The organism is Poriferisphaera sp. WC338, from assembly GCF_050931845.1.
Lineage (GTDB): Bacteria > Planctomycetota > Phycisphaerae > Phycisphaerales > Phycisphaeraceae > Poriferisphaera.
Genome location: NZ_CP194516.1, coordinates 2,743,118 through 2,755,943, shown reverse-complemented (window position 1 = coordinate 2,755,943; position 12,826 = coordinate 2,743,118). Strand labels below are relative to the sequence as shown.

Annotated in this window: 8 protein-coding genes; 4 read left to right on the top strand and 4 right to left on the bottom strand. The window is 51.6% G+C overall.

All coding sequences use genetic code 11. From position 1 onward, the window contains the following. Positions 1-34: 34 nt before the first annotated feature. Positions 35-1,327, bottom strand: a complete 1,293-nt coding sequence (locus tag ACQ6WK_RS11260) for a beta-ketoacyl synthase N-terminal-like domain-containing protein (protein ID WP_432797482.1) — start codon at positions 1,325-1,327, stop codon at positions 35-37. A gap of 601 nt (positions 1,328-1,928) precedes the next feature. Between ACQ6WK_RS11260 and ACQ6WK_RS11255 the strand changes: the two genes are divergently transcribed. Both ACQ6WK_RS11255 and ACQ6WK_RS11250 read left to right on the top strand, forming a co-directional pair. Further along, on the top strand, positions 1,929-5,645 hold the full coding sequence (locus ACQ6WK_RS11255) for a DUF6537 domain-containing protein (protein WP_432797481.1): 3,717 nt from the start codon (positions 1,929-1,931) through the stop codon (positions 5,643-5,645). 337 nt (positions 5,646-5,982) lie between these two features. Continuing rightward, positions 5,983-6,396, top strand: a complete 414-nt coding sequence (locus ACQ6WK_RS11250; RefSeq protein WP_432797480.1) for a VOC family protein — start codon at positions 5,983-5,985, stop codon at positions 6,394-6,396. A 48-nt stretch (positions 6,397-6,444) separates the two neighbouring features. Here the strand turns inward: ACQ6WK_RS11250 and ACQ6WK_RS11245 are convergent, their stop codons facing one another. The 3 genes from ACQ6WK_RS11245 to ACQ6WK_RS11235 form a co-directional block, all read right to left on the bottom strand. Beyond that, positions 6,445-7,668 carry a THUMP-like domain-containing protein gene (locus tag ACQ6WK_RS11245; RefSeq protein WP_432797479.1) on the bottom strand — a complete coding sequence of 408 codons (1,224 nt, stop codon included), beginning with the start codon at positions 7,666-7,668 and terminating at the stop codon, positions 6,445-6,447. A 71-nt stretch (positions 7,669-7,739) separates the two neighbouring features. After that, positions 7,740-9,293: a hypothetical protein gene (locus tag ACQ6WK_RS11240; RefSeq protein WP_432797478.1), complete on the bottom strand. Its 1,554-nt coding sequence runs from the start codon at positions 9,291-9,293 to the stop codon at positions 7,740-7,742. Positions 9,294-9,513: 220 nt separating this feature from the next. Then, positions 9,514-10,524: a tetratricopeptide repeat protein gene (locus ACQ6WK_RS11235; RefSeq protein ID WP_432797477.1), complete on the bottom strand. Its 1,011-nt coding sequence runs from the start codon at positions 10,522-10,524 to the stop codon at positions 9,514-9,516. Positions 10,525-10,906: 382 nt separating this feature from the next. Here ACQ6WK_RS11235 and ACQ6WK_RS11230 point away from each other — a divergent pair, with 382 nt between their 5' ends. Next, the gene (locus ACQ6WK_RS11230; protein ID WP_432797476.1) at positions 10,907-11,830 is read left to right on the top strand and encodes a glycoside hydrolase family 16 protein; all 924 of its coding nucleotides are present in this window, start codon (positions 10,907-10,909) and stop codon (positions 11,828-11,830) included. Between the two features lie 42 nt (positions 11,831-11,872). Then, on the top strand, positions 11,873-12,811 hold the full coding sequence (locus ACQ6WK_RS11225; protein WP_432797475.1) for a glycoside hydrolase family 16 protein: 939 nt from the start codon (positions 11,873-11,875) through the stop codon (positions 12,809-12,811). The last annotated feature ends 15 nt before the right edge of the window (positions 12,812-12,826 follow it).

Here is a 12,826-nt window from a genome sequence, read left to right as displayed (position 1 = left end):
TATGAAGATTGAATTGGTTGTGAAGAGGGTGAGGTCAATGGCGCTTGAGGGTGGCGGCAGCGGTGTGTCCGCCGAAGCCAGCGGCGAAAACAGCATGTGTGCCAGTGCGGGAGATAGAGTGCGGAGAAGGATCGATCTTGATGGGAGAATTGGTTGGGAGTGGCATGGGGTTTTTGATCCAGGGCATGGGGGGGAGTTTGCCGGCGGTGAGTGAGAGGGCGGCGGTGATGAGAGAGACGAGCCCCGCGGCGCCAAGGCCGTGGCCTAAGACGCCTTTGACGGCGTATGTTTCAATTGGATCAATAAGTTGTTGTGTTGTTTGCAGTGCTAATGATAATGCGGAGAGTTCAGCAGGGTCGTGGTCGGGGGTGCCGGTGGCGTGAGGGTGAAGGACATCGATGGCTTGGTTTTGGAAGAGGGATTGAGCGAGGTGAGTAAGTTCGGGCATTTGTGGGTGGGTGCGCATGAGGTCGTAGGCGGAGGCGGTGATGCCGGTGTTGGTGAGTTCGAGCTGGCCGGGCTGGGGGGATTGTCCGGGGGCGAGTCGTTTAAGGATGATGGCGGCACCGAATTCGGCGAGCATGAAGCCGGTGCGGTGTTGGTCGAGTGGTGTTTGGTGGTAGGCGGCGGTGTTGGTTTTGGCGAGGACGCCAAGGCGTTTGTAAGAGTAGATGAGTTGGGGGATAAGGGCGGCTTCAGCAGCAAGGATGAGACTTACATTGGGGGAGGCGGGGTTTTGTAGGTGTTGCGCGGCTTGGTGGAGGGCGGTGAGGGAGGAGGCGCAAGCGGCGACCGTATGGGTAACGGGGTTAATGTGCAGTCGGCGAGCAAGGTGATAGGTGAGGTAGTGGGTAGGACCGAGCGCGATGGCGGCGGCCGGGTGCGCGTATGGGTCTAACTGGTGGTTAGATGATGCGGTGTTCTCACGGGTGGAACTCGCTGGTTTGGTGTCGGTGGGTGTGAGTTGATTTTGATAGTGCTGTTCGGTGGCGCGCTGGAGTGCGTGGACGGCACCTTTGGAAGTGGCGATGAAGGTGGGGAGGTTGGTAAGTGAGATGTTTGCTTGAACCGCGGCTTCACGGGCAGCGCGCTCAGCGAGTTCGATGGCGGGATCGAGGGAGGAATGTTGTGCGATGCAGGATGAGCCGACGGCGCGAACGAGGTCTGCGGGGGCGGTGTCTTGTGGGAGTTCGGTGAGACGATCGGTGATGGATCGCCCGGCAAGGAGTGCGGAAAACGTTGCCCAAGCGGAGAGTCCGAGGGGGGATACGAGGCCTAAGCCTTGGATGATGATTCTGGGTTTGCTCAACGGCTGGGGGGTGGTCACGGTGTTGTTTCGCCTACATCATGGAACTGCGGTCAGTTTTTTATGGGAATTGGCGGCTCCGCAGGGGAGTGATTTGAGGGAGGAGGGGCTATTGTAGCGGATTGCGGGGGCGGTATTTAGGGGGCTGATAGGCTGCAAAGGGGGATTTGGGGAAAACTTGGCGGGTCGGGGGATTGAATCCGATGATGTGGGTGTTGAGAGTTGTCATATCAGGGTCGTGGTATATGAGGGTCGTGCCCTAAAAATCTTTGCTGTCGGGGAGCGGTAGGACCTATAATGTGCCGTGTTGGGCAGGAAGCCCGGCTCGATCGAACTCGTTGTGCTGAAGGGCGTAATGAGTAGATCGCGAGAATCAAGGCCGCCATCAGTATCGAGAGGGTTCAGGATGAACGCTTGTGACCGATCAGGTGAAACAGCCAGAGATGCGAATCTGATAGGCGTCTTGTCCGAAGGACCCGTGTTGTCACTGCACACCACTGCATTGGATGCAGTATTAAGAAAGTGTGCGAGGGGAATCTGCTTGAGATTGTTTCAAGTGGGTGTGACAGTGAGACGGCACGCGGCTCGGCCAATTAATCTGACAAATGAAAGTTGAGTAACGATGAATAACGATGCAAGGTTCGTACAGGAATCTGGCACGGCGGTGTTTAATGGCAATGAGCTTTTAGTGAAGGGGGCGCTAGAAGTTGAGGGCGGTGTGCACCTGCTGACAGGTTATCCGGGTTCTCCGGTGAGCGGTTATTTTGACACGCTTGGCGGGATGAGTGATGGGTTGGCTGAGAAAGGAATGGTTGCGCGGATTGCGGTGAATGAAGCGGTGTCGGTTGCGATGGTGAATGGGGTGCAGATGGTGGGCGGTCGTGGTATCACGGCGATGAAGAGTGTGGGCTTGCATGTGGCAAGTGATGCGCTGGCGCTTGGTGTGCTGGGCGGGACGTTGGGGGACAGTGGGGGCTTGATTATTACGGGTGACGATCCTTGGAATGAATCGACGCAGGTGCCTGCGGATTCGCGGTATTTAGCTGCGCATGTACGTTTGCCATTGATTGAACCGAGTAGTTTGCAAGAGGTGAAGGACTGGGTCAATCTTGGATTTAAGCTGGGGCAGGCGGGTGAGATTTATATTGGCTATTGCATTATGACCGCACTAGCGAGTGGTGGTGGGACGGTGGAGTGCAAGCCGAACCATTATCCGGTGACAAATGAAAAGCAGAAGATGGCGCTGAGCTATCATCAGGACATTGAGCCGACGTTGGAGAAGCGTGTCTTGCTCCCACCACGAACGGGTCGTGAGGAAGTACGACTTGAATCGCGTTTTGCAAAGGTGAAAACGGCGGCACGCGAGCTTGGGATTAACCGGATTGTGAATGGTGCACAGCGAGGCGAACGCGTGCCGATGGGTTTTGTGGCGAGTGGTGTGTCATATAGCTTCCTGACACATGCGCTATCTGAGATGGGGCTGATGGGGCGGGTCCCGATTTTGAAATTGGGATTGGTGTACCCGGTTGATGAGAAAATTGTTGGGGATTTTGCGCGACAGTGTGAGCAATTGATTGTTGTGGAAGAGCGACGTGGATTTGTGGAAGAAGCGATCGGGCGGATCGTGAATGATCTGCGACAGGGTGAGGGATTGCAGACTGAAGTGTGGGGGAAAAAGTTCCCGGGCGGTCATGCGGGGATTCCGGAGACGTCGGGTTTGAGCCCGTCGATGTTGATGGAGAAATTGATTCCTGTATTGCGTGGGCATCCGACATTGCCGGTGGAATTGACGAATGGGAATTTGAGTGCGGAACTGGCACGGATTGAGAAGACGAAGGAATACGATGTTGATTTGCCACTACGGACGCCGACGTTTTGTCCGGGCTGCCCGCACCGTGACTCGTCAAATGTGTTGTTGGAGTTACGAAATGATTTGCTGAATACGGAGTACATGGCGCGTGAGCATCGGCGTAAGCCGGTGGACATGGTGGCGCACGGGGATACGGGTTGTTACACGATGTTGATGTTCCCGCCGAATGAAAAGTTGATGCACAATTATTCGGGGATGGGGCTGGGCGGAGCGACGGGCGCGGGGGTTGATCCGTTTATCGAGAATAAGCAAATCGTATTTATGGGGGATGGAACGTTTTATCATTCGGGGCAGGTGTCGATAAGCCAGTCGATTTATAACGATCAAGATATTACATACATCATCCTAGAGAATAAGACGACGGCGATGACAGGGCATCAGCCGCATGAGTCGAATGAGTTTGATCTCATGAAGGAAGAGCGTGATCCGCTGGATATCGAGCGGATTGTGAAGGGGATGGTGCCAAAGGATAAGAGCCGGGAAGTGAAGGTGGTGCGGATCAATCCTGAGGATCGTGATCGGTATCGCACGCTGCTTGAACAGACTGTTTTGTCTGAGGGTGTGAAGGTTGTGATTGCAGATAAGGAATGCGGAATCACGAAGAACCGTAAGAAACGCGGGGTAGAGCGAAGGGAAATGCGGGAGAAGGGGTTCCTGGCGAAGAAGACATACATGAATGTGGCGGAAGAGGTTTGCGAATACTGCTTGGAATGTACAACGCAGACGGGTTGTCCGGCATTGAAGACGGTTGAGACTGACTACGGCAAGAAGATGCAGACCGACTTTTCGACGTGTGTTGATGACGGTGCGTGCGCGAGGATTGGCGCGTGCCCGGCCTTTGAGGAACTGACGATCTACCGCAAAGAAGAAGAGCGCAAAGGTGATGAGTATGTTGATTTGACAGACATCCCGGATGCGGTGAAGCCGATCCATGCAGATCAGGATATTTGGCGGTGTTACCTGTCGGGGATCGGCGGGATGGGGATTGGTTTGACCACGTCGATCTTGGTATTGGCGGGGCAGGAAATGGGCTACAACGTACAGTTCCTTGAAAAGAAGGGGCTGGCGATCCGTGGAGGCGGTGTGTTCAGCCAGTTGGTGTTCACACGTGGGAAAGAGATGGCGGAGAATTGGAGTGGCGGGCTTCGGTTGCGCGGTGCGAGTGAAATGACCAGCGCGGTGATCCCGAATGGCAAGGCGGATCTGATCATTGGGATTGATTTGCTTGAAGCTTGCCGGGCGATTGATCCGAAGATGCCTTACCGTGTGGCTTCGCCAGACAAAACAAGCATCATTGTGAACACGACCAAGACAGCAACAATTCAGGAACTCATGGGCAACGCTGATACGAATATTGAGAAGCTCGAAGCGATGCTGCGGAAGTATACGAAGAAGGAGGGGTATGTTGGGGCGCGTTTGGGTGAGTTGTGCGAGCGGATGCTGGACAACAAGTTGTACGTGAATGTGATGATGTTGGGTGTTGCGTTCCAGCAGGGGTTGTTGCCGCTGCGATTGGAAACGCTTGAACGCGCGATCAAGAAAATCACGGGTGCTGAGTGGGAGCGGAACTTAAGAGCGTTTGGGATTGGTCGCAAGCTTGCGGTGCAGCCTGAATTGTTTGAGGTGTTTGCGCGGCATGAGTATGAGACCTCGCGGCAAACCATGCGGCGGAAGGTGAACTTGCTTCGTGCGTGGTACAGCGGGAAACGCGGTGAGCGGATCAGCAAGCAGTTCCGTGTGCTGATGAAGCAGACGTTCCGTGCGACGATGGGGATGCGCGTGGCGGACCACTTGATGCGTGATGTGATTGTGCGTGCGTATGACTGTGTGATCTGGGGCGGAATCAAGTATGCAGAGCAATATTGTAAGCGGGTCGTGGAAGTGTTCCATAAAGATCACCCAGAATATGGTTTGGAGATCACACGGGCGGTGGTGCATAACTTGGCGAAAGTGATGCTGATTAAGGACGAGGTTTATGTGTCGTCGATGCTGACGAGTCCTGAAAAGTATCGTCGAGACCGTTTGCGGTTTAATGTGAATGCTGAGCGTGGTGATCGGATTGATTACACGCATATTAATAAACCGGAGTTTGTGGTGTTTGGTCGGCCGGTGAAGTTTGATATCAAGACGAAGGATTGGATGCTTCGGATGATGTCAGGGATGGGCGTGCTAAGGAAGTTGTTACCGGCTTGGCATAGCCGGGAGCGCGCGTTCCGTGATTGGTATGATCAGATGGTGGAGAGGTTAGATTGGCACGAGGCGCAGGATTACAAGCGTTGGTTGTCGATCTTGAGTGTACCTGATCAGGTACGTGGTTACCGTGAAGTGCGGTATCCGAAGATGGAGCAGGCGAGGAAGGATGCGGAGATGTATCTGGATATGCCGCCGGATCAGTTTAAGGAAGCAGTCCGTCACCCGGTGGATGCGCCGGTGAGTGTGGAGCTTCCGATTATTTATACGACACACTGATCATGTGCCGGTTATCGATACAAGTAGAGTAGACTTGATGCACGCACTAGATGGTGCGTGTTTTTTTGTGCGTGTTGTGAGGTTGGCGATCTAAATAAAAGGTAAGTCGATGCTTATAGGGCGAATTGGCGGCAGTAGAGAGATGGCGTGGTGGAAAAATCTATTCAGGGGGGAGTGGGGTGGTTATACTCGACGTAATAGGACGCGAGAACCTATTAGGCGACAATCTGATTTGCCTGTGTCAGATGTTGCTGTGAGATAATCTAATCAACGATTAGATTATCTCGTGCAATCTGGTGAGTTGATTGTATTGTCCATTTCTACAGGAGATAAAAATATGGTTTATGAAGTTCGAGGTGTGACTGCGGATGCGCGGATGCAGAGCGTGGCACCGGTGTTGCTCGTTAAAGATGTGATGGCGGCGGCAGCGTATTATCGCGATCAACTGGGGTTTGAGTATGAGTATTTTTATGGAAATCCTGCGAGTTTTTGTATTGTGCATCGGGATGTGTGTTGTGTGATGTTGCGGGAGGTGGAGGATGCGAAGCATGTGGTGCCGCACTGTGAGGTGGTATCGGAAATGTGGAATGTGTATGTGTGGGTGGATGATGTGGATCAGATGTTTAAGGAGATGAAGGTGCGTGGGGCGGAGATGGATGGTGAGATTGTGACGCGGCCGTATGGGGTGAGGGAATTTGGTGTGCGGGATCTGGATGGTTATGGGATTCGATTTGGAATGGAGGTGCGGTAGCTCCCGGTTTCCTAAAATTTAAGTTATAAAAATACTTTTAATTCGCGGTTAGAGCGGCTCGGTGATGTAGGTAATGATGGATTTGTTTTTACGAAGGATAAACAGGGTGTATGGGATGTTGCCTGTGCCGCGGAGAGCAGGGGCGAGGTGATCGGGGTTGACGGTTTTGTCACGGGTTTTAATGGTGATGATGGCGGCGTCATGAGATGCGAGCCAGTTTTTGATGCGCGATTCCTTCCAAGGCATGTAGGCGATCAAGCGATAAGGTTTTAAGAATGGTGATTGATCTGCAGGGGAGAGAGTGTTGGAAGTGAGGAGGCCGAGCTTGGGGTGGATGATGTCGAGGTTGAGAGTAGATGCGAGATGAGGAATGAGGCGGGCGCGTTCGACAGATGGATCGATGGTGAAGAGATATTCTTTTTCAGAAGAGCAGTCGGCGGAGGAAACATCGGTGGGCTGATCGGTGAGGGTATGGGTTTGATTGTCTTTAGTGAGCAGGGTGGCGGTGGTATATGAGGTGTTATGTGCAAGTTTACCGGTCCAGGCGAGGGCTTGTGTGAGTGAGCCAGCTTCGGAGAGGTATTCTACTTCAGCAGGGAAGGAGAGTTCATCGTGATTGATGGCGGGTGAGAGTTTGGTGCAGCCGGTGGGGATGAGGGAGACGAGTTCGGCGAGGTAGTCGGGGGAGGGAATGATGTCGGCGAGCTGCCAGAGACGCTGGCCGGCGGTAGTGCGGCGGGCAGGGTCGATGTGATAACAATCAAAATTGCTTAATGTTTGTTTGAATGTTGGCGTGGTAATGTCGGTGACGAGTGTTTGGACGCCGGTGTTTTGCTTGCACATCCAAGTGCGCAGGGGATCGATATCGACGGCGAGTAATTGATCTGGGGAAGGGAGGATTTGTGAGAGGGCGAGCGCATCGCCGCCGATACCGCAGCAGAGGTCGATGATTCGGTTCTCGGGAATCGAAGGATGTGCATCCTTATCAAAGCAAGTTTTGAAGCGGGTAGCTTTGTATTTTGCCGCACGGTAGGAGGAGGCTTGTTCAACGGCTTGCGGAAGGGCGAGAAATTTATTTACTATTTTTTTGGGGAATTTGTTTTGCGCTTTGCGACGCGCGAGGGTGAGATCAAGCGCGGCGCGGACGTGGTCGGCGGAGAATTTTTTGCGCAGGCGGGCGATGTCAGCGACGGATGATGGATCACAATCAGCCGCGCGCGCGATGAGATCGTCAGGGACCGAAGACCAGATGTTGATGGGGTCGGGTTGCACAAAGCTATTCTACAGAGGTGCAGCGAAAAGGCGATATGATGAATGAAGCTTTGGGTGTTGAGTTATTGGTTCTACCGCTTGGTGATGGGTACATTTTTGATGATAATGGGCTCACCCGGGATTTCCCATTGATCAGAAAATTCAAATGTTTTGATTTTGCTCGGTTTGAGAATGATGTCGGCAGTTTGTATTTGATCGATCCAAGTACGGTTGATTTTTGCGGGAATATAAATTTGTGATTGGTGGGGGTATTGGATGGTATGCTTTCTTAAAAGGATATTCGCAATTTTGTGTTCAGTGTTTTGAGATCGTAGGTAGACATCGTATGCAATATTCATGGGAGTTTTTTTGAGAAAAAGGTTGAGCAGTATCCATGATTGATTGTTTGTGTTTAGCCATTCCCCTCCTCGGTTGTAGATTTTAGCTTTCGTGATGCTGTTGGTGACTTTGTTTTGAAGTTGTATATTTTGTAGGGTTTTGATGAGTGAGGCGGCTTGCTTGTGTGACGTGATTGTGAGGGTGCCTTTATGACGCTTTGTGCCTTTGGTATTAGTAGAAAACGAACGTCGGTGTGGTCTGCCAGATCGAAGACCGTAGTATTGGCGAGAGTGGCAAGTTGCGCTGATTTCAATTTCGAAATCAAGGGTGGTGGGCAAGGTTGTGTTTTGTGTGACGTCATGTAGAGAGATAGGGATGGGTGTGCGTTCTTTGTTTCGGTCAATCGTTGGTGTGGTATGGCTTAGGAACATGCCGGGGATGTTGTGTGGCATCGCGATGTTTGTACGTGTACTGATTGGCCCGATGTTGGGGGCAATAAGTTGAAGCAGGTCACTTCTTGTGATTCGATTATCAGAGTAAAGATTGATTGATGAAGGGGTTTGGTAGATGCTCATGCCGTTAATAATGAGCTTGTATTGGTTTGTGAACATGAGGTGTTGTGATGTGCCATGATTTGTTGGCATGGCATATTCAATAGGAAGGATACCGTTGTTGGGGATGGTATGTCGCCATTTAACTTCTAGCGAATTAAGTATGGCGTTCATGTAGGCGTCTTGCATGGTTTGGTCGGCGGTTTGTTTTCTGAGCGTGATGTAGATGATGTCACCCCAGTTGTTTTTCCAGGGGATGTGTTTTTGATCAATCATGTAGACGGCATCGTAGAAGGCGGCTTTGATTTGTACGGTGGAAAGTTGATTGCTGTTTAGTCTAGAAACGAGTTCGCCAAGGGATTTATCAGAAGCTGGGAAGAGGTCGGGGTTGCGAGCTTCGAGTCGGAGATACCAGGCAGGTTTGTAGGTGGAAAGGTCGGAATAAAGGAGAGTGATGGCAGTGGAGGTGGCGAGTAAGAGAAAGAAGGTAATGGCGAGATAAATAAGCGGTTTGCGCTTGTGGCGGTTGCCGGTGGTGATGGCGCGTTGAGAAGAAAGGGGAGATCCACATTCGGGGCAGGTGAGATTTTGTGGGGTAGTGAGTTTGTGTTTGATGCCAAGCAGATCGTATTTACATTTGCGGCAGACGGGGTGGTCGTCGATGCGTTTACCGCAGATGCCTAGCCAGAGAGAGAGGATGGCGAAGGCGAAGATAGTGGCGGTGAGTGTGATGGCGATGATGGGTAGCCAGGCCATAGCGGGTTCCGTGATGGTTGTTGAGGGATGGTGTTAGGTTTGTTGAAAAGCTTACTAACAGTATGACGTGGCAGGCAAAAGAATGTTTCAGGTATGTGAGATAATGCGATACGTGGTTCCCATGATTGCTGGTCACGGGCTTAGGATTGTGTTGCCGCAATGTGCTTGATGAGCTATGTGGTGGATAGAGGGGGTACGCGAAGAATTCAATGGTGGAATATTAAAGTTGATCGTAACGAGAGAGGAAATCGGCGATACGAGGTTGCTCAGGATTGACTTGGAGGGAACGTCGCCACATGTCGACAGCTTCGTTGCGGATGACCATATTTTCGCGGCCATCTTCGATATAGAGCGTCATGAGACAAACGCCAACACCATTGAGTGATGAGATGTCGTTGGGGTCGTATTCGAGTGCTTTACGAAAATGTTTGAGGGCGCGTTTGAATTCACGTGATTTGAAGTAGGCGTAGCCGAGGCGTTCGTAAGCCGTGACGGAGGGAGATGTGCGGACGAGTGAGGCGAGGACCGTGATGGCGCGGTCAAAGTTGCCGAGTCTTGTGTGGGCATCGCCGAGTCCGAGGAGGACAGGATCATCGAGGTCGCCGAGCTCTGCCGCTTGTCGGTAGCAATTCACGGCGTCATTGAATTGTTTAAGTGCGGCGTAGTTGGCGCCGAGATTAGTCCATGCAGACTGTTGATCGGGATCGATCTCGGTAGCACGGCGGTTGTAGTTGAGGGCGATGTGGGGCTTGCCGAGTTGGAGGTAAGCGGCGGCGATATCGCGATTGGCTTCGAAAGAGTTTGGCTTGAGCGTAAGGGCTTTGAGATAGATGGGAATAGATTGCTTGAGTTCTTCAAGCATGTGGTGCATGAGGGCGAGAGAATAGTGTGAACGAAAATCGTTGGGAGCGACGACGGTGGCGCGTTTATAGGCGCGTTTGGCAAGCTCGAAGTTGCCGTGTTGTCGGTAGATGTCGCCCATGCCGAGGTGCGCTTTGAGGAGGTTTGGGTTTTCCTCAAGGGCGAGGCCGAAGGACGCGAGGGCAGAATCAGAGAGGCCGCGTGCGATGTAGACATCGGCTTCGGTGAGGTGTTGATCGATAACGAGAGCTTGTTCTTGTTTGGCGGAGAGAGAGCGTGGCCCGGAGGTTGGGGCGCAAGCAGAGAGTGAGAGCAAGATAGCTGCAAGGGTGCAATAGCGGTAAAGCATGGAACTGAATTGCGTGGGCATGGCGCCTCCCCGAGTGGTTCTGCGTTTCGACAACAAAGCTGAAAGCCGTAGGGGTTTCAGAGGGCTCTATGATACTGTGAAATGATCATGTGCCATAGCTCGCTGGCGGCATTTGCTGGAGTGATAAATGGTGTGGGTGATTATTGGACGTTGATAGTTTGGGTAGGCTGTGGGGTGGGGGAGGGTGTATTGAAAAATGTCTTGAAGATCGAGGGTATATCGCGGTAGAATGAATCGGATCGCTCCGATACGTAGTTTTGCGTGTTTATTGGTGGGTCTTTTGGGGGCGTGTCGTGAGGAGCGAACTTAGACGGCTGGTTGCGTGGTGGGAAGTTTCATATGCATGTGTGCAATAGGTTATCTGGTAGGAGATGGAGACACGATGAAAGTGAAGATGAAAGCGATCGTAATGTGCCTCGGCATTGGTCTGGGCGTGTCAGTGTTTGGTGTAGGTGCGACGGCGGGGCCGCCGAGCACAGCATATAAGTTGCAGTGGTCGGATGAGTTTGATGGCGATGCACTTGATCTTGCGAAGTGGACGTATACACAGGAAGGACGGACGCGACGGTCAGCATTTCATCGGAATGATGCAGTGTCAGTGCATAATGGGAATTTAAACATTCGAACCTATAGTGCTTTAAAGAATTCATCGAAGCCTGAGCAGGGGTATCGTCATTACACGGCGATTGTCGGGACGCGGAATGAATTTCTAGTGCATCAAAATCCAGATTCGACACGTGAAACTTTCTTGCCAACATACGGCTATATGGAAGCACGGATTAAAATGACTGTGGATGCAGGGATGTGGTCCGCGTTCTGGCTTCAGGCGCCAACGATGGGAACGGACATCAGTGATCCGGATGGTTCGGGGAATGAGATTGATATCATTGAGTACCGCGGGAATGGTAAATCGAACAATGCAGTACATTGGAATGGTTACGGAAGTAATCACAGATCATGGGCGAATGAGATTCCGACACACGTGGTGAATCCAAGTGATGGGCAGTATCACGTGTATGGTTTGGAGTGGACGGAAGATCAATTGAAGTTTTATCTAGATGGTACGTTGCGGTATACGATGACGAATCCGGAAGTGGTATCGGAAACACGTGAAGCCATTTATTTTAGTTCAGAAGTGATGACGAGCGGGTTTGCGGGAGCGATACCAACGGGCGGGTATGGTGCTAAAGGTGAAGCGGAGAATCCGATGATGTCGGTTGATTACTTTCGCTATTACGCTGTACCTGAGCCAACATCGCTGGGGGTGATGGCAGTACTGGGGGCATTATTTATGTGTAAACGTTGAGGCGTTTTTGTGAGAGAGAAAGCAGTAGCTATGAGAAAAAGTATGAGAAGTATGGGGCTAGATGGTTTGCTAGTGATTGGGGCGGTATTAGGGATGAATGGGGGTGTATGGGGGAGCCCGCCTTCGGATGATTATGTGTTGACTTGGGGTGATGAGTTTAATGGCAATGCGTTGGATTTGACCAAGTGGCAGTACACGCAAGAGGGAAAGAAACGTCACGATGCCACGATCACACGAGATGCGGTGAGTGTTAAGAATGGTTTGATGGAGATTCGAGCGTGGAGTGAGTACAACGATCCCAATGACATTCTGAAGCCGACGAAACATTACACAGGGATTGTGGGGACGCGATCAGAATTTCTAGAAAAACGTGATCCGAATGCAACGGAAACGTTTGCGCCGGTTTTTGGTTATATGGAGGCGCGGATAAAATTTACGCAACGAAGGGGGACATGGGGTGCATTTTGGTTGCAATCTCCAACATATGGGAAAGATAAGACAGATCATGCGGGGTCTGGAATGGAGATTGATGTAATTGAACATCGTGGGACGAAGCGATCCAATACCTCATTGCACTGGGGTAGTTATGGTAATGCAGATCATCATGTATGGGGAAATGATTTAAGTGATGCATGGATTAATCCTGATGATGGACAGTTCCATACGCTAGGGATGGAGTGGACGGATGACCATTTGAAGTTTTACTATGACGGAGTTCATCGTTTGACTTTTGATGATCCAGCGGTTGTGCCGGATGTTAAGGAAGCGATTTATTTTAGTTTGACGGTGAATGAGGACAGTAGTTTTGGTGGAAAGCTGCCGAGCTATGGCTTGAGTTATAAAAATAATGATCCATTTAATGCGTATGTGCAGGTGGACTATTTTCGATATTACAGCCAAGTTGTGCCGGAGCCTAGCGCGGACATATTGTTGATGGGGCTTGGGAGTTTGTTCCTTCGGCGTCGGTGTGTGAGGGGGTAGGTGGTGATGGAAGTT

What these genes read in the sequence shown, in the direction of transcription:
- ACQ6WK_RS11255 (WP_432797481.1), top strand. Translation starts at nt 1,929, where the DNA reads ATGAATAACGATGCAAGGTTCGTACAGGAATCTGGCACGGCGGTGTTT.
- ACQ6WK_RS11250 (WP_432797480.1), top strand. Translation starts at nt 5,983, where the DNA reads ATGGTTTATGAAGTTCGAGGTGTGACTGCGGATGCGCGGATGCAGAGC.
- ACQ6WK_RS11240 (WP_432797478.1), bottom strand. Translation starts at nt 9,293, where the DNA reads ATGGCCTGGCTACCCATCATCGCCATCACACTCACCGCCACTATCTTC.
- ACQ6WK_RS11235 (WP_432797477.1), bottom strand. Translation starts at nt 10,524, where the DNA reads ATGCCCACGCAATTCAGTTCCATGCTTTACCGCTATTGCACCCTTGCA.
- ACQ6WK_RS11230 (WP_432797476.1), top strand. Translation starts at nt 10,907, where the DNA reads ATGAAAGTGAAGATGAAAGCGATCGTAATGTGCCTCGGCATTGGTCTG.
- ACQ6WK_RS11225 (WP_432797475.1), top strand. Translation starts at nt 11,873, where the DNA reads ATGAGAAGTATGGGGCTAGATGGTTTGCTAGTGATTGGGGCGGTATTA.